Source organism: Acidobacterium sp. S8, assembly GCF_009765985.1.
GTDB lineage: Bacteria > Acidobacteriota > Terriglobia > Terriglobales > Acidobacteriaceae > Alloacidobacterium.
In genome coordinates this window covers 1-24,287 of the sequence record NZ_LMUM01000005.1, presented here as the reverse complement: position 1 = coordinate 24,287, position 24,287 = coordinate 1, and the positions used below count along the sequence as shown (strand labels likewise).

At 57.4% G+C, this 24,287-nt stretch carries 19 protein-coding genes; 12 read left to right on the top strand and 7 right to left on the bottom strand.

Annotation, left to right across the window (positions count from 1 at the left end; all coding sequences use genetic code 11):
* Nucleotides 1–88: 88 nt before the first annotated feature.
* Both GSQ86_RS01695 and GSQ86_RS01690 read right to left on the bottom strand, forming a co-directional pair.
* Nucleotides 89–862 carry a hypothetical protein gene (locus tag GSQ86_RS01695; protein WP_158748234.1) on the bottom strand — a complete coding sequence of 258 codons (774 nt, stop codon included), beginning with the start codon at nt 860–862 and terminating at the stop codon, nt 89–91.
* 131 nt (nt 863–993) lie between these two features.
* Nucleotides 994–1,488: a hypothetical protein gene (locus tag GSQ86_RS01690; protein WP_158748233.1), complete on the bottom strand. Its 495-nt coding sequence runs from the start codon at nt 1,486–1,488 to the stop codon at nt 994–996.
* 96 nt (nt 1,489–1,584) lie between these two features.
* On the opposite strand from GSQ86_RS01690, the gene GSQ86_RS01685 reads away from it, so the two are divergent.
* The 4 genes from GSQ86_RS01685 to GSQ86_RS01670 all read left to right on the top strand — a co-directional run bounded on the left by GSQ86_RS01685 (nt 1,585) and on the right by GSQ86_RS01670 (nt 4,848).
* On the top strand, nt 1,585–2,100 hold the full coding sequence (locus GSQ86_RS01685) for a GNAT family N-acetyltransferase (RefSeq protein WP_158748232.1): 516 nt from the start codon (nt 1,585–1,587) through the stop codon (nt 2,098–2,100).
* A complete protein-coding gene (locus tag GSQ86_RS01680; RefSeq protein ID WP_158748231.1) occupies nt 2,081–2,644 on the top strand; it encodes an aminodeoxychorismate/anthranilate synthase component II in 564 nt (187 codons plus the stop codon). The genes GSQ86_RS01685 and GSQ86_RS01680 overlap by 20 nt, the downstream gene beginning before the upstream one ends.
* A 6-nt stretch (nt 2,645–2,650) precedes the next feature.
* Nucleotides 2,651–3,595 carry a nuclease gene (locus tag GSQ86_RS01675; RefSeq protein ID WP_158748230.1) on the top strand — a complete coding sequence of 315 codons (945 nt, stop codon included), beginning with the start codon at nt 2,651–2,653 and terminating at the stop codon, nt 3,593–3,595.
* A gap of 176 nt (nt 3,596–3,771) precedes the next feature.
* The gene (locus GSQ86_RS01670) at nt 3,772–4,848 is read left to right on the top strand and encodes an alpha/beta hydrolase-fold protein (RefSeq protein WP_158748229.1); all 1,077 of its coding nucleotides are present in this window, start codon (nt 3,772–3,774) and stop codon (nt 4,846–4,848) included.
* 89 nt (nt 4,849–4,937) lie between these two features.
* Here GSQ86_RS01670 and GSQ86_RS01665 read toward each other — a convergent pair whose 3' ends face one another.
* Complete coding sequence (locus tag GSQ86_RS01665; protein WP_158748228.1) at nt 4,938–6,422, bottom strand: aldehyde dehydrogenase family protein; 1,485 nt, start codon at nt 6,420–6,422, stop codon at nt 4,938–4,940.
* Between the two features lie 241 nt (nt 6,423–6,663).
* Between GSQ86_RS01665 and GSQ86_RS01660 the strand changes: the two genes are divergently transcribed.
* The 8 genes from GSQ86_RS01660 to GSQ86_RS01625 all read left to right on the top strand — a co-directional run bounded on the left by GSQ86_RS01660 (nt 6,664) and on the right by GSQ86_RS01625 (nt 19,225).
* Nucleotides 6,664–7,728 (top strand): rod shape-determining protein, encoded by a 1,065-nt coding sequence (locus tag GSQ86_RS01660; RefSeq protein WP_158748227.1) that lies wholly within the window; start codon nt 6,664–6,666, stop codon nt 7,726–7,728.
* A gap of 132 nt (nt 7,729–7,860) precedes the next feature.
* A complete protein-coding gene (gene mreC / locus GSQ86_RS01655; protein ID WP_158748226.1) occupies nt 7,861–9,675 on the top strand; it encodes a rod shape-determining protein MreC in 1,815 nt (604 codons plus the stop codon).
* Nucleotides 9,675–10,199, top strand: coding sequence for a rod shape-determining protein MreD (mreD, locus tag GSQ86_RS01650; RefSeq protein ID WP_158748225.1), 525 nt, complete (start codon nt 9,675–9,677; stop codon nt 10,197–10,199). The genes mreC and mreD overlap by 1 nt, the downstream gene beginning before the upstream one ends.
* 33 nt (nt 10,200–10,232) lie before the next feature.
* Nucleotides 10,233–11,513: a DUF2264 domain-containing protein gene (locus GSQ86_RS01645; protein WP_216840966.1), complete on the top strand. Its 1,281-nt coding sequence runs from the start codon at nt 10,233–10,235 to the stop codon at nt 11,511–11,513.
* A gap of 175 nt (nt 11,514–11,688) precedes the next feature.
* Nucleotides 11,689–13,701: a penicillin-binding protein 2 gene (gene mrdA, locus GSQ86_RS01640; protein ID WP_158748224.1), complete on the top strand. Its 2,013-nt coding sequence runs from the start codon at nt 11,689–11,691 to the stop codon at nt 13,699–13,701.
* A gap of 6 nt (nt 13,702–13,707) precedes the next feature.
* Nucleotides 13,708–14,808, top strand: a complete 1,101-nt coding sequence (gene rodA, locus GSQ86_RS01635) for a rod shape-determining protein RodA (RefSeq protein WP_158748223.1) — start codon at nt 13,708–13,710, stop codon at nt 14,806–14,808.
* Between the two features lie 367 nt (nt 14,809–15,175).
* Nucleotides 15,176–18,208: an Rne/Rng family ribonuclease gene (locus GSQ86_RS01630; RefSeq protein ID WP_158748222.1), complete on the top strand. Its 3,033-nt coding sequence runs from the start codon at nt 15,176–15,178 to the stop codon at nt 18,206–18,208.
* A 156-nt stretch (nt 18,209–18,364) separates the two neighbouring features.
* Nucleotides 18,365–19,225: an outer membrane beta-barrel protein gene (locus tag GSQ86_RS01625; protein ID WP_158748221.1), complete on the top strand. Its 861-nt coding sequence runs from the start codon at nt 18,365–18,367 to the stop codon at nt 19,223–19,225.
* Between the two features lie 53 nt (nt 19,226–19,278).
* On the opposite strand, the gene GSQ86_RS01620 is transcribed toward GSQ86_RS01625, so the two are convergent.
* The 4 genes from GSQ86_RS01620 to GSQ86_RS01605 all read right to left on the bottom strand — a co-directional run.
* Nucleotides 19,279–19,668, bottom strand: a complete 390-nt coding sequence (locus tag GSQ86_RS01620) for a hypothetical protein (protein ID WP_158748220.1) — start codon at nt 19,666–19,668, stop codon at nt 19,279–19,281.
* A gap of 2 nt (nt 19,669–19,670) precedes the next feature.
* Nucleotides 19,671–21,017 carry an aminopeptidase P N-terminal domain-containing protein gene (locus tag GSQ86_RS01615; protein WP_174239930.1) on the bottom strand — a complete coding sequence of 449 codons (1,347 nt, stop codon included), beginning with the start codon at nt 21,015–21,017 and terminating at the stop codon, nt 19,671–19,673.
* 39 nt (nt 21,018–21,056) lie between these two features.
* Nucleotides 21,057–22,781, bottom strand: coding sequence for a DUF885 domain-containing protein (locus GSQ86_RS01610; RefSeq protein ID WP_158748219.1), 1,725 nt, complete (start codon nt 22,779–22,781; stop codon nt 21,057–21,059).
* 106 nt (nt 22,782–22,887) lie between these two features.
* Nucleotides 22,888–24,287, bottom strand: a 1,400-nt coding sequence (locus GSQ86_RS01605) for a cellulose synthase family protein (protein WP_158748218.1), incomplete at its 5' end; no start/stop codon positions are given.

The following is a 24,287-nucleotide window of genomic DNA, read 5'->3' as shown; positions in this document are numbered from 1 at the left end:
CCGAGTTTGCCTACCAACCGTCAGGCTCTCTGAGAGGTTCGATGAAGCCAGGGATTGCCGTGGTTGCAATGCCGGAAGAATCGGGTTTTTATTGCCTGGCCGCTGGCAGGACCGCACCGACTTTTTCTTTAAGCGTGTTGGTGAGCGATTCGGAGGCGAAGGATTCGATGGTCGGGCGGAGCAGCGCTCCCATGCCCATGGGAATGGAGCGGGCGAGGGTTACGACTTCACATTCGATGTAGACACCTCCGTCGCGCTGCTGGACGCGCCAGTAGGAATTCATGGCCCAGAGAAAGCCGAGACCTTCGCCCTCGGGTAGGACTCTTTCGTCCGCTTCTCCGGCATCGCGGACTTCACGGACGCTTACGGAACGGGAGCGAACGGCGTAGCGATCGCTGGCGAGCGGGAGGAAGTCAATGTTGTGAATGGTGTCGAGGACGACGGTGACGACCTTGTGCTTTTTAAGGCGATAGAAGACCTGGAAGTGGTTTCCCTGATGGGAGAGGACGCGGGCCTGCACGATTTCCGGGGCGTAATAGGTGACGTAGCGGGCGTAGTCCTGGTCAATTTTGAGGACCTGATCGAGAGTTGCGCCGGGAAGAAATGCGCCTCCGATCCAGTCTTCGATGGTGCCGCCCTCGACTTGAGGGGTCTTGATCTGATGAATGGGGATCTGATGTTGCCGGGCAGCTTGTTGGTCGATGGAAAGGAAATTCTGTGCTGAGGCGTTCTGCTGGTCGAAGCGGGTTTCAAGTGCCGCGATGTAGCTCTGGAAGGCGGATTTTGCGGATTGCGGCTCTTCGGCTCGTGTTGTGCTGTATGCGAGGAGAATGACGGCGAGAAGGACAGCCTTTTTGAGCATGATCTATGGGGATTGTATCGTGCGCCCCTTTTTAGAGGAGGAGCCCGGCGGTGGGCGGAAGAGTGATTCTCATCCCATCCTTTCGCAAAAGGCGCGAAAGGATGGGGCACCCAGGGTTTTCCTGAAACGCGCTATTGGAGCTTGCCGATATTTTCAGTGCCTTGAGGCGCATAGCCGCAATGCAGCTTGTCGCCAGCAGTCCAGATGGTGCCGTCGGAGTAGGTCACCTGCTGGAGGTTTACACGGGTGAGGCCATAGGCGCGAATGGCGAGAGGCAGCGTTTCTACTGCGCCGTTTCCGGCCAGCATCATGTTCAGGGCGATGGGTGTCGCGTCGAGGTCATAGACGCTCTTTTTCATGAGCAGCTCTACGCGTACGGCGATGGACTGAATTTTCTTCCCACTTTGATTCCTGTATTCGAAGGAAAGGCTGCCGTCCTGCGGCTGGCCGACCTGGACGGGCATCAGGCGCGCCTTCGTTTCAAGGGCAACGGTGGTGAAGCTGACGGGACAGCCAACCTGCGAAATGGGAGGATTCTGGCGGAAGTCGGCGGGAGAGCCGGGAGTTGCGTTTTGGGCCAGGGCGGTGGCAGATAAGGTGACGAGAGCGAGGAAAGTGAGCTTCATTTGGAGGACCTCCAGAAGCATTTGGCAGCAACCAGATACTCGTTCGTCTCGGGGATCGGATTGCCTGCTGCAAATTATAGTGCCATGTTGCTTCGAATGTCTTACTCTGCTGTGGTGAAGATTCATCGGGCATCGGCAATAGAAGCGGAAGCTGCCTACAAAATCGTTTGCGCGTACTACGAGGAGATAGGAGTAGTGGCGCGGGATGACCGGGCAGAATTTGAGCGGGAGTACTTCGCCGATGGAGCCGGAGTGTGGCTGGCGACGGCTGAAGGCGAGACGATCGGATGCATTGCATTGCGGCGCTTGCAGCGCCCGCGGAAGAGCGGCGAGATCAAGCGGTTATATGTGCGCATTGGGCATCGGGGACAGGGGATCGCGGAGACGCTGCTCAAGGCGTTGGAGGCGTATGCGATGGAGCACGGCTATGCCAGGCTTTACCTGGATTCGAAGAAAGACCTGATGCCTGCGATCCGCTTTTACCGTCGGCATGGATACCTGCCGTGCGAGCGCTACAACGACAATCCGCAGGCGACGGTCTTTATGTGCAAGCAACTCGCCGAACCGCAGGGAGTTACACTGAAGACAGCATATGGTCTTCGTCCTCGATAACTACGATTCATTTACCTACAACCTGGTGCAGTATATGGGCGAGCTGGGCGCAGAGATGACGGTGCGCCGCAATGACGAGCTTACGGTGGATGAGGTAGAGGCGCTCGGTCCGGAGCGGATTCTGCTATCGCCGGGACCGTGCACGCCGCACGAGGCGGGCATCTCGATTGATGTGATCAAGCGCTTTGCCGGTAAGGTGCCAATTCTAGGAGTGTGCCTTGGGCACCAGGCGATTGGAGCCGCGTTTGGCGGCGAAGTGGTGCGCGCGCCGAAACTGATGCATGGCAAGACGAGCGAAGTGAAACATGACGGAAAGACGATTTTCAGCGGGCTGGCCAATCCGATGACCTGCACGCGCTACCACTCGCTAATTGTTGCGGAAAAGGGATTGCCGGATGAGCTCGAGATCACGGCGCGGACTGCCGATGGGACGATCATGGGTCTGCGGCATCGCAAGTTTCCGGTTGAAGGCGTGCAGTTCCACCCTGAAAGCGTGCTGACGCAGGACGGCAAGCGACTCATCAAGAATTTTCTGGAGCTGTAGCATTTCATGCTGCTGAAGTATCTTCCGCTGCTGGGGCTTGCGCTGACTGCTTACGCGCAGGAGCAGCCGATTGCCTATGTTCCGACCGAGGGTGTGACGGTTTCCGGATCGCTCGAAGTGGTGAACGGGAAGGCGACGATCGGCAACAACGGCAGCGTTACGGCGGGCGACAAGACTGCCAATGTGACGCTGGCGCGCGGAGGTAATTTACGGCTGTGCGCTTCGACGACCGTTCACCTGACGCGGGATAAATCAGTCGCTCAGGCTCAAGGGGAAAACTCGACGGCACTGATGCTGGCGCTCGATCGCGGAGCGATCGAGGCGAACTACAAGACCGGATCATATTCGGATGTGCTGCTGACGCCTGACCTCCGGATTCTTGTCTCCGGCCCAGGCATGGCGGATTTGAAGATGCGGATGAACCAGAAGGGCGATACCTGCATTGACAACCACGGCGACAACGCTCCGTACATTACGGTGACCAGTCAGTTTGAGGGCGGCATCTACCGGGTGAAGCCGAACCAGCGCGTGCTGTTCGAGCATGGAAGCCTGCAGCAGGTGGTGGATAACGAGGCTGAGCCCTGCGGTTGTCCTCCGGATACGGCGGTTGCGGTCGCAAGCAATAACGAGAAGCCTGTGGGCGGGCCTTCTTCAACGCCGGCAGATACGGCGTTTCCGCTGGCAGTGAGCGAGGGATTGAAGCAGCCTCCTCCGCCTCCATCAGAGCCGGTGGTTCCGGTAGGAACGCCGCATGCGCAGGTTGAGGTTCCGCTTACCTATAATGGCGCTGCGCCGAATCAGCCTGCGACCGCGCCTCCTGTAACTCCGCCTGCTCCGGTGGCTTCAGCTGCGCCGCCTGTCGAAGCTCCGCCGCCGCCACAGCCAGAGAAATCCGGCGGATTATTCCATCACATCGGACACTTCTTCGCTAAGCTCTTCGGGCAGGGGTAAGTTGATCTATCCCACCCTTTCGCAGAGAGCGCGAAGGGATGGGGCACCCAGAGCGATTGGGTTCCCCTGGCTTGTCTTTCCAATTCGCTGTGCAGACGTCTAACAAGGAAATTTCCCTAACGCATTGATGCTCGCGATGGGCGGCCGTGTATCTCGAACGAAGAGAGGGCAACACGATGAGGGTAGTGCGAAATCTGTCGGCTGTTTTTCTTTTCATCCTTGTCAGCATTGTTCCGGTATCTGCTGCGGATGGTAGTCAGATTCTTCGCCGCGAACTGAGATCGGCGAGCCTGGCGCAGAGCAGGATCGGGACTGATCCCGTGCGAAAAATGGCGATCTATCTGCCTGCTGGTTATGAGGGGTCGTCGCAGCGGTATCCGGTGATCTATTACTTTCCTTTTTCGTTTGATGGATACGGTGCGTTATTCGATAGTCAGGGCGCGCAGGAGGTTTTCGATCGGGCCATTGCGCGGGGCGTCATTAGGAAATTCATCGTTGTTTCGGTGGATATGAATACGCCGCTGGGGCCTTCGTGGTTTGCGAATTCACCGGCGACAGGGAACTGGGAAGACTTCGTTGCGAAGGATCTGGTTGCTTACATGGACTCCAATTTTCGAACGCTGGCCAGCCGTGACTCGCGCGGACTGATGGGAGATCGCATGGGAGGATATGGAGCGATCCGGTTAGGGATGCGGCACCCGGAGGTCTTTGGATCGCTGTATGCGCTGCATCCGGTCGGGACGGGATCGGGCATACAGACTATGCATGTGCGGCCTAATTGGGAGATTTTATGGAGCGCGAAATCGATCGATGACGTGAAGAAAGATGGGCTTTCGATACTTTTTCTGACCATGTATCAGGCGTTTCTGCCTGAGCCGGAGAAGCCGCCGCTCTTCGCCGACCTGCCGGCGCGCAAGGATGGCGACAAGCTGGTGACTGATTCGGCGCTCACAGACAAGCTGCGGAACGGTTTTCTGCTGGAGACGATGATTCCGCGGTACGCGGAGAATTTGAAATCGCTTCGAGGCTTCAAGTTTGACTGGGGGCGAAGCGATGGGAATCAGGATCACGTTTACGCGAACCAGGCGTTTGCGCACAAGCTGAATGAATTCGGCGTTCCCAATGAGGCGGAAGAATATAACGGGTCGTGGGGAGAGAAAAACTGGGGCGACGATGGACGCGTTGCGACTGAGGCTCTGCCATTTTTTCAGCGGTGCCTGGTTTTCAGTGAGAAACAGCTTGCGGCGCAATAGAGCCAACCCTATTTGTGCGCTGCCTTCCGAAGGAGTACTTCCATTTCGGTGAAGGGCCGCGCAGCGCCGCATGGCGGTTTGCGTCTTGTTTAGTCGATCTGTGCTCGCTGTAGTTTGTCGGAGTAGTCGACGTAAACGGATTTCCAGGTTGTGTAGAAATCGAGTGCGCCGGTGCCGCCTTCACGGTGGCCATTGCCGGTCTGTTTGACGCCGCCGAAGGGCAGGTGAACTTCTGCTCCGATGGTGGGCGCGTTGATGTAAGTGATGCCGGCTTCGAGGTCGCGCATGGCGCGGAAGGCATGGTTGACATCGCGCGAGTAGAGGGCGGTCGAGAGGCCGTATTGGATGCTGTTGGCAATGTCGAGGGCGTCGTCAAAGCTATCGCATTCAATCAGGCTGACGACCGGGCCGAAGACTTCTTCCTGCGCGATGCGCATCTTTGGCTTTACCCCGGCGACGACGGTGGGAGCGAAGAAGGTTCCGTTGGCGTGCGGGCCTTCTGCGAGACGCGTGCCGCCACAGAGAATCTTTGCGCCTTCTTCCTGCGCGATTTTGCTGTATTTGGTCGAGGTCTCGATCTGCTGCTCGTTGATTTGCGGGCCCATTTCGATGGACTCGTCGAGGCCGTTGCCTACCTTGAGGGCCTTGGCGCGGGTTACGAGCTTTTCGGTGAACTCAGCGGCAATTTTCTTGTGGAGGATGATGCGACTGGTGGCCGTGCAGCGCTGGCCCGCGGTGCCGAAGGATCCCCAGACGGCTCCGTCGAGCGCGAGGTCGAGGTTGGCGTCGTCGAGGACGATCATGGCGTTCTTGCCGCCCATTTCGAGTGAGCAGGGCTTGAAGTTTGCGGCTGCGGTCTGGCCGACGATGCGGCCAACTTCGGAAGATCCGGTGAAAGAGACGGCGCGCACGCCGGGATGCGAGACGATGGGCGCTCCGGCGTCGGGGCCGTATCCGGTGACGATGTTGACGACGCCTTTGGGCAGGCCTGCGTCGATGAGCGTCTGCACGAGATTGAAGGTCGAGAGCGGTGTGTCTTCAGCAGGCTTAATGACGCAGGTGTTGCCGCAGACCAGTGCAGGGAAGAGCTTCCACGAGGGGATGGCCATGGGGAAGTTCCAGGGGGCGATCATGCCGCAGACGCCGACAGGCATGCGCACGGACATGGCGAACTTATTCTGCAGCTCGGAAGGCGTGGTCTGGCCGAAGAGTCGGCGGCCTTCACCTGCCATGTAGTAGGCGGTGTCGATGGCTTCCTGCACGTCGCCGCGTGTTTCGGCGATGACTTTGCCCATTTCGCGGGTCATCTCCTGCGCGTACTGCTCTTTGCGCTGCTCAAGAAGCTGTCCGGTGCGGTAGAGAATTTCAGCGCGCTTGGGCGCGGGGAAGATGCGCCATGTCTTGAAGGCCGCTTCTGCGGCTTTGACGGCTGCGTCTACATCGTCGGCGCCGGAGGATTGGAATTCGCCGACGATATCGTTCTTGTCTGCGGGATTGATGTTGAGGAAAGTCTTGCCGGTCTTTGCGGCGACCCATTCGCCGCCGATGAGGTTTTTGTAGAGCTTGTGGGACATGGAATCTGCTTTCGTGAATGCGGGATAGCCAAACTAAAGAGGATATCGCATGACGAAGACTGGCGCATTATTTGTCGCGGATGCGTGCATGTTGATTGTTATGGACTAAGACGAGTATTACTGAAAGGCTCTGTACCGTTGTAATTTCCTAGAAAAAGCCAAGAAATCCACGCGCTGCTGCGGTGCAGCAAATGCTTGCTGGCCTTACAATGAAGTTGAGTCCACGGAAAAGCATTTCTTCATGTCATCGAACGGTTTCTCTTCGCGCTCTTCGCGGTCGCACGGTCTGCGCTCGCTGTTCAGTATGTTTTCCAGCGATCTGGCCATTGATCTAGGTACTGCCAATACGCTCGTCTATGCCCGGGGCAAGGGCATCGTCGTGAATGAGCCTTCCATTGTCGCCATTAACAAAAATACCGGCGAAGTTGAGGCCGTGGGCAAAGAGGCGAAGGAGATGCTGGGCCGCACGCCGGGCAACATCGTCGCCATCAAGCCGATGAAGGACGGCGTCATCGCCGATTTCAAAGTCACGGAAAAGATGCTGAACTACTTCATCCAGAAGGCGCACAACCGCAAGATGCTGGTGCATCCGCGTATTGTGATCGGCGTGCCGTCTGAGATTACCCAGGTAGAAAAGCGGGCGGTTGAGGACTCAGCGTATCGCGCCAAGGCGAGCGAAGTGTTTCTGGTGGAGCAGGCGATGGTGGCGGCGATCGGCGCAGGTCTGCCGATTACCGAGCCGAGCGGTAACATGGTCGTCGATATTGGCGGCGGGACGACAGATATCGCCGTGATTTCGCTGGCCGGTATCGTCTATTCGCGTTCGGTGCGCATGGCCGGCAACCAGATGGACGAGGCGGTGATGAACTACCTCAAGCGGAAATACAATCTTTTGATCGGCGAGCGGACGGCGGAGCAGATCAAGCAGGAGATTGGCTCGGCGTATCCGCTGGATAAGCCGCTGACGATGGAGATTAAGGGCCGCAACCTGATCGAGGGTGTGCCCAAGACGATCACCATTGATGACAGCGAGATCCGCGAGTCGCTGGGCGAGTGCATCTCGACCATCATGAATGCGATTCGCGTAGCACTTGAGCGGACGCCTCCGGAGCTTTCGGCGGACATCAGCGACCGTGGCATTGTGCTGACTGGCGGTGGCGCGCTGATTAAGAATTTAGACAAGCGTATTCGCGAGGAGACCGGGCTGCCGGTTTCGATCGCCGACGATCCGTTGGCCAGCGTGGTTCTGGGCACAGGAAAAATGCTCAGCGACTTCCGTTTGCTGCGTAAGATCAAGATTGACTAGGTTTCTGCATTGCTTTTTGTTGGATGGATGAGGAACCGTAAACCTCAGGGGCTGAAGCCCATCGACTGTATTGGCATGGTTGCGAGGACCGAAGTCCTCGCCTGCCTCGCACTGAGCATCAGGCAATAGGCCATGGAATCCTTCTTAAGCCGTTACAAGAACGCCCTGGTCCTGATTGTGGTGCTCCTGGCGCAGGTCATCGGAGTGGCCATCCAGGTCCGCCGTCCGCTGCCGAAAGAACACGCGCAGCCGGATGCGGGCGGGGTGCGCCTGATTCGCTACTGGGCGATCAGCCTGGTAACGCCGCCGGAACGGGTGGTGCACTGGCTGGGCACAAGCATTCTTGGCGTGTGGGACAACTATCTCGATCTGATTCACGTTCGACAACAAAATAAAGACCTTGAGTTAGAGTTGCGACGGCTGCGTATCCAGGAGGGCGGCATTGCCGAAGACGCCCGCCAGGGACAACGGTTGCAGCAGCTGCTAGCCTTCAAAGAAAAATATGTCTACCACACGCTCCCCGCGCAGATTATCGGCACTTCGGGCGTAGAGCAGTCGCGCATTCTTTCCATCGACAAAGGCGCGAAAGACGGGGTGGCCGTCGATATGCCGGTGATTACGACGGACGGGGTCGTAGGACGTATCCGCGAAGTCTTCCCCCATACCAGCCAGGTGCTCGAGATTACCGATCCCACCAGTGGCGCGGGCGTGATTCTTGCAACGACTCGCATCCGTGGCATTTTGCGCGGCAACGCGTTGGGACAGCCGCAGGTGATGAGCGTGATGCCGGATGAACGTATCAAAGCGGGCGAGCCGGTGGTGACGAGTGGCGGCGATCAGATTTTTCCGCGTGGGCTGGCAGTGGGATATGTCGACCGCGTGATTGTCGATCCGGAGCGTGATCCGCTGGTGGATGTGGTGATCCGGCCAGCAGCGAATCTTTCGCAGCTGGAAGAAGTTCTAGTTGTCACTAATATGGGGGCGGAGGTCACGCCCCGGCAGAAGCTGGACATGATCCAGAGCGAAGCGGTTGCGAGTACGGAACAGCTTAGAGCTTCGGAGGTTCTGGCAGAACGGCTGCCGAGCCGAATCGATCCGGATGCTCCGCCGGATAGCGAAGATAACGACGCTTCACCAGATGCGCAAGGAGAAGATATCGGCCGCCCGATGCGTCCTCCGGCAGCGGTGCATGCTGACAGGTTCACGCCGAATTCGACTCCCGCTGCCACTACTTTGACGCCGGGAGCACGGCTGGCTCCGCAGTCGGAGGGAGTGCTGACGGTGTCGAAGCCGCGTCCTGCGACGCCATCGAGCAGCAGTAGCGGAGTTGCGAGCGGTGGAACCGATAGTGCAGAGGTAGCGCCGAAGAAGAAAGTACCGCAAATGGTGCCGGATGACGGCAGCCGGCCTCCCACAGGGACAGTCACACGGCCTGCGGTTGCGAACAGCACTGGTGAGAATGCGAATCATGCGCCGGCCTCCACTCCGAAACCGGCAGCGAGCGCATCCACTGTGAGCAGCGGGAACGGTGAGACAAGAAGCAGCGAGACGAGAAGCAGCACTACTGGCGTGACGACTCCTGTGACCCGTCCGGCAGTGCCAAAGACAAACAATGCCGCAAATGCCGGCGTGAATCCGGCGCCGCCCAAGACGATAGTGGTCGTCGATGGGCCGCTGCCCTCGTCCGCGAAGAAACCTACACCCTCTCCGTCCGCTACGACCGCGGTGCCCCGACCTTCGACTACGCAGCCATCTTCAGGAACACCCGCGCAACATACTCCGGCTACTCAGCCGCAGAAGCCGCCGAGTACAGCGCCTGCGCAACACAAAGGACCGGAGTTGGTCCCCGATGACGGCAGCCGTCCGCCGCCGACCATGCTGCAAAAACCAAAGCCGCAACCGCAGCAGAGCACACCCGCTCAACAGCCTCAGGGAGGCCGCTTATAATGAGCCGGCTGAGCGCCGCGGCCCGGCGCGATATCGAGGTACAGTCCTATCCACTGATTCTGTTTATCCTGGTGCCGATTCTTGCGCTGGGATTGCAGTCCTTTGTCTCGCTGCATTTTTCTCGCTTCGACATGCTGGACCTGCCGCTGCTGGTGACGATTTATTTCGCTATCTCGCGGCGCAATCCGGTTGTGGGGACGGTGGTAGGAGCGGTGATCGGCATTGCGCAGGACGCGTTGACGCGCCAGCCTCTGGGTATCTTCGGCATCTGCAAATCGATCATCGGCTACCTGGCGGCATCGCTTGGCGTGCGGATCGATACGGAAAATCATGGCACGCGCGCGCTGCTGACCTTCGGATTTTTCTTTCTGCACAGCGGTATGTACTGGCTGCTGGTACGGCGGCTTCTGGCGCAGCCGTATGCCTGGGGTTGGATTCACGAACTGGTGCGGGCAGTGGTGAATACGATTGTGGGCGTGATCCTGTTTGCGCTGCTGGATCTGGCGAAACAGAAGGAGTACTAGCGTTTGCGAGTTGACGGGTGGGCAGCTGTATCTATGCAGCCGCTAAGAAAACTGCAGGCCCCTCCGCTGCGGGCTCTCCGCTTCGGTCGCGATGACAAATCTAAGCGGCAGTATGCTTTTGTCTCTCTGATGATTTGCGGCTTGCTTCCGCTGGCGGCATACGGACAGACGAGTACCGGGGCTCAGGACCGGGAGTATTCCATTCAGGTGATGCAGAAGCTGGCTGATCCGGTATTGACTGCGCTCGATCAAAATAAACTTAAGCAGACGATGCCTGTCGAAGGTTCCACCGATCGGGCGGCCTATACGCATTTAGAGGCGCTGGGAAGACTGTTGGCGGGTATGGCGCCGTGGCTGGAGCTGGGTCCTGATCAGAGCGACGAAGGGCAGTTGCGAGAGCACTATATCCGGATGGCGGTGACGGGAATTGCGCACGCTACCGATCCGAAGTCGCCGGATTTCATGAATTTCAACCGCGGTTCGCAACCGCTGGTGGATGCAGCGTTTCTTTCATTGGCGCTGTTAAGGGCGCCGAAGCAGCTCTGGGGCAATCTGACGGCAGAGCAGCGGACGAATGTGGCGGCAGCGCTCAAGTCGACTCGGGTAATTCATCCTTTTGAAAGCAACTGGCTGCTTTTCAGCGCGGTGATTGAAGCGGCGTTGTGGGAGTTTACCGGCGAGTGCGAGATGCAGCCGATTGAAACTGCCGTGAACCGCCATATGGAGTGGTACAAGGGCGACGGGGTTTACGGCGATGGGGAGCGGTTTCACTGGGATTACTACAACAGTTTTGTGATCCATCCTCTGCTGCTTGAGGTTCTGCGGGTTTGTGCGGAGAAGCAGCATCCGCTGGGCAAGCTGTACGATGGCGAGCTGGTGCGGGCGCAGCGATATGCGGCGATTGAGGAACGGCTGATTGCGCCGGATGGGACGTTTCCTGTCATAGGCCGGTCGAGCGCCTATCGGTTTGGTGCGTTTCAGGTGTTGTCGGAGATGGCCTGGATGCATCGGCTTCCGTCGTCGCTCGACTCGGGTGCGGTGCGTGCGGCTTTGACGGCGGTGGTGCGGAAGACGATGGAAGCGCCGGGCACGTTCGATGCTCATGGCTGGCTCGAGATTGGGGCGGTGGGGCATCAGCCGTCAATTGGCGAAGGCTATATCTCGACGGGAAGCCTGTATCTCTGCTCGGTGGGGCTTTTGCAGCTTGGATTACCGCCGGGCGATCCGTTCTGGACGGCTCCGGCGCGTCCGTGGACACAGAAGCGCATCTGGGCTGGCGAGGATATTCCGGCGGATCATGCGATTCCGAATTAGCGGGTTCGGGCTAGTGGCTATCCCACCCTTTCGCCAAAGACGCGAAAGGATGGGGCACCCGGGGATTCCGAATTGATATGGGGACACCAGATAGCTACGGGTGGAAAGGCGTATTAGTCATCATTTACAGGTATTCTAGTGATAGCTTCGACGGGAGCGAAGAGAAGTAACCAGCATGCTCAACCGGGAAGAAAAATTGCCAGGATTCAAGCTAACGGTCATTCAGTATGTGATCGTCGCAATACTGCTGATTCTGGTCTTTGGCCTGTGGCGGCTGCAGGTGGTGGGCGCGGAGAATTATCACGCGCTGGCCGAAGCCAACCGCATTCGCAAGGTTCCGATTCTGGCTCCGCGGGGCAAGCTGTTTGACCGCGAGGGACGGCTGCTGGTCGATAATTACCCCTCTATTTCCTGTTACCTGGTGCGCGAGCAGGGGCATGACTACATGGCCGACCTGCCGATGATTGCGCGCGGGTTGAACATGACGGTCGACCAGATCGTGGCGATCCTCAAGAAATATCAGTTGGCTCCGAAGTATCAGCCTCTGCCGCTGAAGCAGGACATCACTCCGGATGAGCATGAATTTATCGAGGCGCATCGCGACGAGTTTCCGGAGCTGGAAACGGTCGAGGAGCAGAGGCGGCTTTATCCGAAAGATGGATTTGCAGCGCACCTGATCGGCTATGTGGGCGAGGTCAGCGAAGATATGCTGAACGACCCGAAATACGCCTATTATGAGCCGGGCGACGTGGTCGGCAGGTCGGGAGTGGAGCAGTCTTACGATGCCATGCTGCGAGGGCAAGACGGCTCGCAGGACGTGATCGTCGACAGCCACGGCAGGGAAGTGGGCAAGCTGGGAACCGAGCATGCGGTGCCGGGCAAGAGCCTGAAGCTGACGATCGATATCGATATTCAGCGCGCGGCTGAGAATGCGCTGGGCGATCGCAATGGCGCCATCATTGCCATGGACCCACATTCGGGCGAAGTGCTGGCGATGGTGAGCCGGCCAGTCTTCGACCCGAATGCTTTTGCGGTGCGTATCGGACGAGACGAGTGGAATAAGCTGGTCACCGATCCGGAGCATCCGCTGTTGAATAAGGCGATTCAGGCGCAGTTGGCTCCGGGGTCCACGTTCAAAATCATCATGGCTGCGGCTGGCCTCGAAGAAGGGGTTGCGCAGGATTTGAAGGTGCATTGCTCGGGTGGAGTGAGCCTGTTCGGGACTTACCAGAAGTGCTGGGTGCACGGCGGCCACGGCGAAGTGAATATCGATAAGGGCATTTATCAATCCTGCGATGTGTTCTTTTACACTCTGGCGGCGAAGCTGGGAATTGAAAGGATTGCGAAATGGGCCCACGCATTTGGCATTGGATCGAAGACCGGTATTGATCTACCGAATGAAGTTTCCGGGACGATGCCTTCAGCAGAGTGGAAGATGAGGCTTTTCCACCAGAAGTGGTATCCGGGTGAGGTGACGTCGGTGGGCATTGGACAGGGCGCTGTCACGGCAACGCCTGTGCAGATGGCGCGTGCTCTGTCTGGGATTGCTTCCGGTGGGGCGTTGAAGCGTCCGCATGTCATCTTCCCCGATGAATTGCCTGCCGATTACCGCAAGGCGATGTATGACACTTTTCCCGGCTCCGGCGATAAGGTTGTGCCGATTGATCCGGCAAGCTGGGAGACCATCACCGACGCGATGGCTCAGGTGATGCAGCCCGGTTATGGAACCGATCCCAGCGCTCATCTTGAAGGCATTGATTTTGCAGGCAAGACGGGCAGCGCGCAGACGATGAGTAATGCGCTGGCTGCAAGACTGGGCCATGCGCATTCGGTAAAAGATAATGCGTGGTTCGTAGGCTTCGCGCCGCGGCGCAATCCGGACATCGTGGTTTGCATTCTTTTCGAGGCAGGCGAGCACGGAAAACTGGCGGGCCGTCTTGCTGCCCGCGTGATTGCGGCGTACGTGAATAAGCAGCGCCGGCTCGAGAATAATCTGATCGCGAAGACTCCTAACAAAGTGGATGTGGGGGCAATCTGGGATAATCCCAGCCAGCCGAAGATTTTTGGCGGCAAGCAGGTGGTGAAGCCGCAGGGCGATCAGGCGGAGATGTGGGGCGGCCACTTTTATCTGACCATGCCTCCGGTAAAAACCAGTACGCTGGCCACGGCGATGGTTGGGGGAAATTAATCGTAGATGCGACGTTTTCTCTCGTTCCGTGATTTTGACTGGACCCTGCTGGGATTCGTGCTGATTCTTTCGATCATCAGCATTCTTGAGATCTACAGCGCCACGATGCATACCAAATTTGTTGGCTTCCACAAAATGCAGATGCTCTGGCTGCTGGGCGGTCTGGGAGCGATGTTTGTTTTTTCTGTCATCGATTACCACCGGCTGCTTGAGTTTATTCACTGGATTTATGGGTTCTGCATTGTTTCTTTGATCGCTGTGCTGGCGGTGGGGACCAAGGTACTGGGTGCACGGCGGTGGATTAAATTGCCGGGCGGTATCCATTTTCAGCCATCAGAATGGGTGAAATTGGTGCTGATTGTGGCCATTGCGCGCTACTTTTGGGGACTTTCTGGCAGGGAATTGACCTGGAAAGACATCTTCAAGGCCATGGCTCTGGTCGGCGTTCCGATGCTTCTGGTGCTGAAGCAGCCGGATCTGGGGACAGCGCTGACGTATTCGCCGGTTCTGCTGGTGGGGCTGTTTCTTGGCGGCATCGACTGGAAGAAGGCCGGAATTATTATTCTGGTGGGATTGCTGGCGGTTGGGGTGATCTGGAAGAGCGGTAAGGTGCTGAAGCCATACCAGAAGGCGCGGCTGACCAGCTTTATGAATCCCGATGATGACCCGAAAGGGTCGGGTTACCAGATCCGACAGTCGCTGATTGCGGTGGGCGATGGCGGGGTCTTCGGCCGTGGCGCAACCAAGGGAACGCAGACGCAGGGAGATTTCCTGCCGATTCCCTATACCGACTTCATTTTTGCCGCATTTTGCGAGGAACACGGGTTTATCGGCGCCTCAATCGTCTTGCTGCTATACTTTTTGATATTGATGCGTTTGATTCAGAACGCTCAAACAGCTGCTGACCTACCCGGAACGCTCATCGTGATGGGCGTGGTGGCCGTTTTGATCTTTCAGATCGCGGTCAACATCGGTATGGTGATAGGGCTGATGCCGGTAACCGGAATTCCTTTACCGTTAATGAGTTACGGTGGATCTTCGGTGCTGTTCACGTTTCTTGCCCTGGGCATGGTGATGAATGTCCGGATGAACCGATTCGTGAACTGAAGGGCGGACCGTTTTTTTGCAGGGGCCTTGCAAGGCGCAAGGCTGATTTTAGGAAGTTTAAGAAAGTTAATTATTAGCCGGCCGTGGTGGGTCACCGGGCCGGTCAGGATCAGAATGAGCGCGCTGAGACGGGTAACGACCCCGCCGAATGAATGGGTTGAAGCGGTCACAAACTCTCTGCGCCCAGATAGCCTCCCGAAAATATCCCAACCTTTTCATGGACCTCCGCCCGGGAGCGGGCGCGACCGTGGATTTGTGCGGATACCGGCCATCTCTTTGTCATCTCTGGTCTCGTCCGGTTTTCCGGTTTGATCTGCCTCGTCCGCTGCCCCAGGCTCGTTGAGAGCTGCCGGGCAAGAGAGGCAGCATGTCAAAGGAAATATGCATTTCAAGCACGCCGCATGAAACGCGGCTTGCAATCTTGGAAGATGATCAGCTCGCAGAGATTTACTACGAGCGCGAAAACGAATATACCCTCGCGGGTTCCATTTACAAAGGCCGTGTAACGCGCGTTCTGCCCGGAATGCAGTCAGCGTTTGTCGATCTTGGGCTGGAGCGCGACGCGTTTCTTTATGTCACCGATTTTCTCGAAGAGCAGGAAGATTCGGCGGACTTTGAGCGCATTGGCGGATCGCAACCGCAGCAGCAAAAAGAGGCGCGCCGGGAAGCACAGCCTGTCCGGGAAGAGACGGAGAGCAGCGGCGAGCAACCCGCAGAACAGAACGATGGTGAACAGGGACCCAGTGAGCGCTTTCAGCAGGGCACACGCCGCTGGCGTGGCCGCCGTGGCCGCAAGGGCCGGGATGGACGTCAGCAACAGCGCGAGGACAACGGACATATCGAGTCGCCGGAAGCGATCGCAGAAAGCATTTCTGCCGAGCCGGTAGCTTTACCGGAGCATGGTGCTCCGGGTGGAATTCCAGCCGCGCATTTTGATACGCCTGTCGTGTCGCACACGCCGGCGCTGCTTCCAGGGGAGTCGCTTTCGAAGTACGGCGGCCAGCCTGCCGCAAGCGAAGCCAAGGCTGCTGCCGCTCCGGCTCCTGCAAAAACGAATTATACTTCGAAGCCATCAACGTTGATTGAAGGGCCGATTCAGTGGGACGGCAACTCGCTGCTTCCAGGTGAGTCGCGTGCACGTCGCAGCCGCGCGAGCGAAGCGCCAGTGGTGCCTGCCGGGGAAGTCGCGGCTGTGGTTCCGGTGGTGCCAGCTGTAGATGAGGCTGAAGCGCACGAGGCATTTCCCGAGGCAGTTGTTCCGGAGTTTGCTGCAGAGACGGTCGTGGAGGAAACTCCTGACGTGCCGGTGGCGGAAGAGCCTGCTGCTGTCGCTGTCGAAGAGCCCATGCGGGAGGCTACTTCTGCTGCTGAGAATGCCGAAGAAGTAGCACATAGCTCTGAGCCGGAGGCGATCGTCGAGCCGGTAGCTCTAGTTCACGAAGAAGAACATTCTGAAGCTGTGGAAACGGTCGAGGAAGAGCATGAGTACGATCCGGAGCATGCGTCGGCTTCGCACCACGTGGATGTAGCAGCGCCGAGTGAATTTCGTATCTCCAGCGATGTTGAGGAAATTGAAGAACATATCGAAGCGCCAGAGGCTGCACCGGCATTCGTGCCTTATGTAACTGAAAAAGTTACAGAAAACGCAGTTGCCGAACCTGAGATCACGGTTGAATTTCAGGAAGAGGAAGAGACGATCGAGCCGGTGGCAATAGAAGCTGCCCCTGTGGAGATTGAGGACGAGAAGCTGTTTGCTCCCGGCGCCGGGCTTCTGGAAGAAGAAGTCATCGACGAAGAGGAGTATGACTTTGAGCCGATCCACGCGCATGCCGATGAGCACGATCTGGAAGACCTTGAGGAAGAGACACTCGATCACCAGATGAATGGAGCCGATCTGGGAGCGATGGTGCGCGACCTGCACATCAACCAGCGGTTGAACTTCGGTCCTGAAGGCGCACTTGCCGAGCAGGAGCAGGAAGAGCTGCCCTACGAAGAAGTGGACGAAGACGAGGATGAGGAAGAGATAGAAGAAGAGACCGCGGAAGAAGAAGTTTCCGCCGATGCCCATGCCGAGACGGAACCCCGCAAGCAGGATCAGCGTGATCGCCGTCGCGGAGGACGCGGGCGCCATGGACGCCGTCGTCAAGGCGGTAACGGAGGTGGTGGACCGCGTCGCGCATCCGCCCAGGTTACCGATCTGCCTGTTATCACCGAGCTGCTGAAGCCGGGGCAGGAGATCCTGGTTCAGATTGCCAAGGAACCGATCGCCAAGAAGGGCGCGCGCATCACCAGCCACATCGCGCTGCCGGGCCGATTCCTGGTGTTTATGCCGACGGTCAATCATGTTGGCGTTTCGCGCAAGATTTCATCGGACGAAGAGCGTCAGCGGCTGAAGCGGATTCTGATCAGCGAGAAGGGAACGGCTTCGGGCGGATTCATCGTCCGCACGGCTGCGGATGGAGCGAGCGAAGATGAGCTTCGCGCAGATCTCCGGTTCCTGATCAGCCTGTGGAACGACATTAAGCAACGTTCGGATGATGGCAAAGCTCCGTCACTGATCTATCACGATCTCAACCTTGTCGAGCGCGTGCTGCGTGACCAGGTGAGCGATAATTTCTCGACAATCTGGGTTGACAGCGAGACCGAATACGAGCGCGTGGTGCGCTTCCTGAACCGCTTCCAGCCTTCGCTGGTGCGGCGCGTAAAGCTCTACACGAAAGAGACGCCGCTCTTTGAACAGTTCGGCATTCAGGATGAGATCACTAAGGCACTGCGCTCGAAGGTGTGGCTCAAATCCGGCGGTTCGATTGTCATCAACCAGACAGAAGCTCTGGTTGCCATCGATATCAATACTGGAAAGTATGTCGGCAAGACGGCTCGCCTGGAAGACACGATCCTTAAGACGAACCTTGATGCCATTCCGGAAATAGTTCGGCAGATTCGCCTGCGGGACCTGGGTGGCATTATCGTGATCGACTTCATCGACATGGATGAGCGCAAGAACCGGCACAAGGTGATGCAGGTTCTGGAAGAAGCGTTGAAGGCGGATCGCGCGCCTTCGAAGGTTCTGCAGTTTAATGATTTCGGTCTGGTTGCGATTACGCGCAAGCGGGTCAAGCAGTCGCTGGAACGAACGCTGAGCGTACCCTGCAACATCTGCCAGGGTACCGGCATGGTGAAGAGCCCGATGACGGTCTGCAACGAAATCTATACCGAGATGCGAAAGATGCAGAAGCATCTGGAACGCAATGATGTGCTGCTGCGCGTACACCCTGAAGTGGTAAAAACGCTGAAGGCGAACAACGCACGCTGGCTGAATGAAATTGAGGAGATGACGAGTAAGACGATTATTGTGAAGAGCGATCCTGCTCTGCATCCCGAGCAGTTCGACATCCACTAAGCGGCATTTAAGCATTTTTGACTCCCTGTCTCCAGCGAGGCAGGGAGTTATTTTCTGGTAAATGCATCATCCACCGAATCAAATGCATCCGAATGGGGTTGTAGAGAAAAAAGGGCATGCCCACGAAGCCCGAAAATTGCAGCGAATGAGGAATCTATGGTGGTAAGTTGCAGTCTTTCGCGTAAATTATCGCGGCCTTTCGCCATTGCCGTAACTGCTATCGCTTTGGCGTCGTTTCCAATCATGGCTCGTGCCCAGAGTGATACCCCTGGTCACTTCAGCTCATCGGATGACAACAAGTCGTATCTCAGCGGCGAGGATATCGACGGCGCTTCATTGACCGGAGATCCGAATCCCTCCCCGAAACCGCAGTATGGACAGACGAACGGCGGATATCAATCTTACGAGAGTCGTTGGAGCAAGCTAGCATTTGAAGCGGGTGGAGGATTTACAGCGCCGGTGGGCAACACCTCGCATGGCTGGGAAACCTATGGCTATAACCTCAAGTTGGGTGGGGGGTGGAATTTTACGAAACACATTGGCGCCTTGTTGGAGTATCAGTTTAACCGTGACAAAATTCCAGGAAGCACGCTCACGCAGCTCGCGATCGACAGCGGATCGAACGTGCCTCTTGGAGGCAACGTAAATACGTGGTCGATCACGCTTGACCCGATCTTCTACCTGCCTGTTACACCCACGACGGGAGCGTATATAACCGGAGGCGGCGGTTTCTATCGCAAGGTGACGAATTTTACCGCGCCGGTGTTGGGAATAAGCTGCTACTACTACTGCTATGAGGGGTACTATCCGACTACCGTCGCGCACTCATCCAGCAACCAGGGGGGTCTCAATATTGGAGCGGGCTTTTACTGGAAGGCTTTTGGGCCGGACAGTAAGGCGAAGCTCTTTACGGAAGCCCGCTATACGTGGGTGGATTCGCCGATCGCGAGCTCCTCGGATCCATATGGTTCCGGCACTTCAAGCCTGATCCCAGTCACGTTCGGTATTCGCTTCTGAACAGTGCAGATGAAAACAAAAAAAGGGTGGCTTCGGCCGCCCTTTTTTGTCTATCAATAGACACCAAGCTGATGCAGGCGGATTACGCCTCCTGCGAGGACGGCGAGCGAGGGAATTGTCGTGAGAATGAGCAGATAGTGGATCGGCTGTTTGCCTTTCATCTGTAACGACGAAAGCGCGCTGAGCAACAGTACGACGATGGCCAGCACAAGTGCATGCACCAGCGGATTGCCTCTTGCATAGCGTGCTGTTATATATCCGCCGAGCAAGCCACAAGCGAGACCAACGCCTATATTGATAGCCATGATGAAGAGATCGGGTGGCGCGTCTTCGCGTGTGAGGTCAGGAGCAAAACGCTTCAGAAGCGCAGTGGCGATTCCCATAAGGCCGACGATGATGATGAAGCCTGCGAGAATCTCCAGGAATGAATGTGCGATTTGCATGGTTACTTGCGCATGGCCTTTTCTACGGCTTCAGCATCTTTAGGCAGCGCTTCAGTCAGATCGACGAGCTTGCCGTCCTGATCCACGTAAAAGACATCTTCGATGCGGACGCCGATTTTTTCTTCCGGAATGTAGATGCCCGGCTCGATGGTGAAGACCATGCCTTTCTGGATGGGCTGCGAGTAGTCATACGGATCGTGTACGTCGATGCCGACGGAATGGCCGATGCCGTGGATGAAATATTTGCCCAGAGGCTCACCGTGCAGATCTTTGCCGTGCGCGTTCATGTAGTTAAAGGCGATGGTGTCGAGCGAGTCAGGATATTTGTGTTGCGGGTCGTTGATGTGTGATTTTCCGGCGACGAGGCCTTCGATGGCGGCTTTTTGCGCGCCGAGAACGATGCCGTAAACTTCGCGCTGGCGTGCGGTGAAGTGTCCATTGACCGGCATGGTGCGTGTGATGTCGGAAGCGTACATAGAGTATTCCCCTGCCGCATCAACGACGACGACGTCGCCATCCCGCATGGTCTGGCTATTGTCGGAATAGTGCAGCTCGGTGGATTTTTCTCCGGAGCCAACGATGGGCGCGTATGACGGGCGCTCACAACCATTCTCGAGCAGCTTCTCGTAGATGATGCCGGTTGTGGTGCGCTCTTTCTGTCCGGGGTGAACCGACTTCATCATGGCGAACTGCGCCTGCACGGAGGCATCGGATGCTTTGTGCAGCAGCGCGAGCTCGCCGGCGTCTTTGGTGGCGCGGAGCAGCTGCACTGGCGTACGCACATCAGAAAAGGGCGGCGCACTTTCCATGCCGAGAGTGGTTGCTGTCCATTGGACGAGGGCTTTTGCCTGCTCGGTGTCCGGCTCTGACCAGATGCGATAGGCGGCTGCGCGATTCTCTGCGGCCATCTGGTTGAGGGTGACGGCGAGATCGCTCATCATCTTCACTTCATCGACGCCTGTGAGCTGCGTTGCGTCAGGCGAGGCTGCGTCAAGTTTCCTGCCGGTATAGAGTTCCATGCGCAGGTTGCGCGTGGGCAGGAACATAATCTCGCGGTAGGGGCGTGCGGGGTGTGTGCCTTGTGCAGCTTGCGGCGCTTCGATGAGGAGCGCCGCGCCGGGTTCATTCCATCCGGTGAGGTAGTAAAAGTCTGCGTCCTGCCGGTACGGCATGAAGTCGAGCAAAGGCTCCTCTGCTGCGAAGAGGATGGCAACGCCGCCATTCAGCTTATTCGCGAGGGCGACGCGGCGTGCGTGGTAATCGGCGTTTGGCTGGCGGTCGAGCGCGGGCAGTGCGGCAGAGGCGAAGATAAGCGTAACGGCGAACATTACGCGACAAAAGGATTTCATACCAACGAGTGTACTATTCGCGTTGGAAGCGAACCGGCGTCAATCGTGAGAGGCTGCGAAGTCCGGTGCGGGCGGCAGATCACCGGGGTCGTTGAGAAGCTCCCAGCGCTGCAGCGAGAGCGGGACATTGCCGTTCGTCCAGACGAAATCATGGAAGGATTGCAGCGAGAATTTTTCGCCTTTCTGTTGCCGCGTGTCGGCAAGCAGGCGCATGATCTGAATTTTTCCGATCTGGTAAGAGATGGCTTGACCGGGCGTGCTCGAAAACATGGCGGCTTCTTCAATGGCAGTGCCGTGATCCATGGGAACTGTCTTCGAGAGGTAATCGGCAGCTTGCTCTAACGTGAATTCACCGGTGGCCAGTTTTACGTCGACTTCGACGCGCAGGGCGCGCAGGCGCATGAAGCTGTAGATGATTTCGCGGGTGCGCGGCGAATCGTCGAAGAGTCCGGCCTGGAGCATCATTTCTTCTGCGTAAAAGCCGATGCCCTCGTTCGCGCCGGAATCGTAGTAGCGGCGGCGGATTGGGTCAGAGTTCGCCCAGCTTAAACAGAGCTGGAAGTAGTGGCCGGGTACGCCTTCATGCACGATGATGGGGCGCGGGTCGCGCGCTGTGGAGAGATTGAAGTAGCCGAGCGATGGACTAGGCACGCGAATGTAGCTGGTGCCGTTTTGATCGAGGCGCGAGGGACCAGTGAGATCGTCGGTGACACCAAGATCGGAGAATGGCGCAACGTAGGCAGGCAGCGGGAGATTGCGATAATGCTTCATCCACGAAGGCACGGTGAGGATGTGGCGCGCTCCAAGGAAGGCACGGATTTCTGCTTCGTTCTTTTCCTCGCGTTCGATCTGCGCCTGCTGATTAGGGAAGATGGGCATGGGCGGCAGGCCGGTGTTGCGTGCCTGCTCGTAGGATTCGAAGGCGACGGTGCGGTCCCATTCCTGGCGGCTTATGGAGAGGAGCTGTTCCGGGGTATACGGCATGAGGGCAACGTTGCGCAGGAAGTAGATGTAGTTGTCGCAACCAATGGCGGTCTCTTCGCGCATGGTGGGCAGCTTCTGCTTGAGCCAGTCGCGGTAGGATTCAAGCGCGCTGATGGCTGCTGGTGCGCTGTCCTTTATTGCTTTTGCAGTTGCGGGATCAAGCTGCGGCGTGAGAGCAGTCAACATGGTGTTGAAGCGGTTGGGCAAGTCATCGAGTGCTTCAATTGCCAGCTGCGCGAATGGCTTGCGCATATCGGTGCGATTTTCGCGTGCTGCGTCGAGTGTGGCGGGAAAAGATTGAAGGCGCGAGATGAGCTGCGCCTGGCGCTGCGCGTCGAAGGGTGGCGGCGGCATGAGAAGCACGAAGAGGCTGCCGAGTGTCTGATCGACATAGAACACTGGGTTGCGTTGCCATTCGCGGTTGATGTTCAGCTCCCATTCAACGCGAGCGATGGCGGAGCCGAGAAGGCGATAGTCGACTTGTTGCGGGATGGGCGCACTTGGGGAAGGCGCGAGGGTTTTCCAGCGAGTTTCGAATGCTGTGAGATCTTTGCGTCTCGCGGAGATGGTTGCGGTAGTCCAATCGATTCTGAAATCCGCGGGGCGATCGATGCGCGGGATGTCGTCGTTGGTGAAGGGCTGCTCGACGGCGCGCCATTGCCAGAAGCTCTGGCTTAATTCAGAGAGGCTGTCCGCTTTTGCCGTCAGGCTGATCAGGCTGAGGAAGATGGGAGCAAGCGCAAGAAAACATTTGGCGAGAGATACACCGCGAGTATTCATCGTTCGTTATCCAGATTGAGATGGAGAAAGCATTGCTGCGAGCCGGGAATATGCCCATCGTAGCAACGCTCCAGCATTCTGCAAACGAAAAATGAAAACAGGTACGCTAGACGCCGACGGGGAATGGCTTGGGTGAGGATTCTTCGAGGTTCGCGCCGCCGGTGCGCCAGCGCTCGAAGCGACCCTGGAGCAGCGAGAGTAATCCCGTGTACCAGTAACCAACGACGAACAAAAGCAGGAAGGGCACGGTAAAGTAATTCTCGTTGGTGATGGCGTACCAGATGGTGACCGCGAAGTAGCAGCCGATGAGCAATTCAATCCAGGGAATGATGCCGAGACGTTTGCGGTATTTCGCGGCCTGCGATTTTTCGCCCCGCTTTTCGACGCGGTATTTTGGAGTGCGCTTGAATGAGCTCTGGATGCCGAGGAGTGCTTCGAGAACCGCTTTCGTATTAGTGACGGTGAGGCCGATGCCGAGCGACATGAGGAACGGCAGGTATAGGAATGTCCGATACCACTTCTTTGGATACAGCTCTTTCTGTGAGACGAGATAGAAAGATGAGATCGAAAAGGTTGACGCCATGAAGAGGGGGAAGTCGATGAGCAGCATCTGGAACCATCCCTGATAGAAGCGGATGACCATGGCGGGCATGAGCAGCGTCGAGAGCACGACCATGAGCGGATAGCTGATATTCGCTGTGAGGTGATACCAGGCTTCGAGCTTGGTGTGAAACGGAGCATCGCTCTTGAAGACCTGGGGCAGGATTTTTTTCGAGGTCTGAATGAGGCCCTTGGCCCAGCGCGCCTGCTGCGTTTTGAAGGCCGTCATTTCGATGGGCACTTCAGCGGGGCATTCGACATCCTGAAGATATTTGAAGCGCCAGCCCTTTAATTGCGCGCGATAGCTGAGGTCAGTATCTTCGGTCAGCGTGTCGTGCTGCCAGCCGCCGGCTTCGCCGATGACAACTTTGCGCCACATTCCCGCAGTACCGTTGAAGTTGAAGAAAACCCCGGCGCGTGAGCGTCCGCCATGTTCGAGCACAAAGTGACCATCGAGCAGGATAGCTTCGACCTGCGTGAGGAAGCTGTAGTCACGGTTGAGGTGCGTCCAGCGTGTCTGAACCATGCCTATGCCGGGTTCGGCAAAGTGATGGATGACCTGCATGATCCACTCGCGAGGTGGCACAAAGTCGGCGTCGAAGATGGCGACGAATTCACCGGTTGCGGTCTTCAGACCGTGGTCGAGCGCTCCGGCTTTGAAGCCGTAGCGATCAGTGCGGTAAATGTAGACGATGGGGTGACCGGCTTCTCGATACTGTTCGACGATGCCGCGAGCCACTTCTTTCGTCTCGTCGGTGGAGTCATCGAGGACCTGAATTTCGAGCAGCTCGCGCGGGTAATCGAGATTGCAGCAGGCTTCGATGAGGCGATCGATGACGAACTGTTCATTGAAAATAGGTAGCTGCACGGTGACGCGAGGCAAGTTCTCGAAGTGCTGTGGCGGTT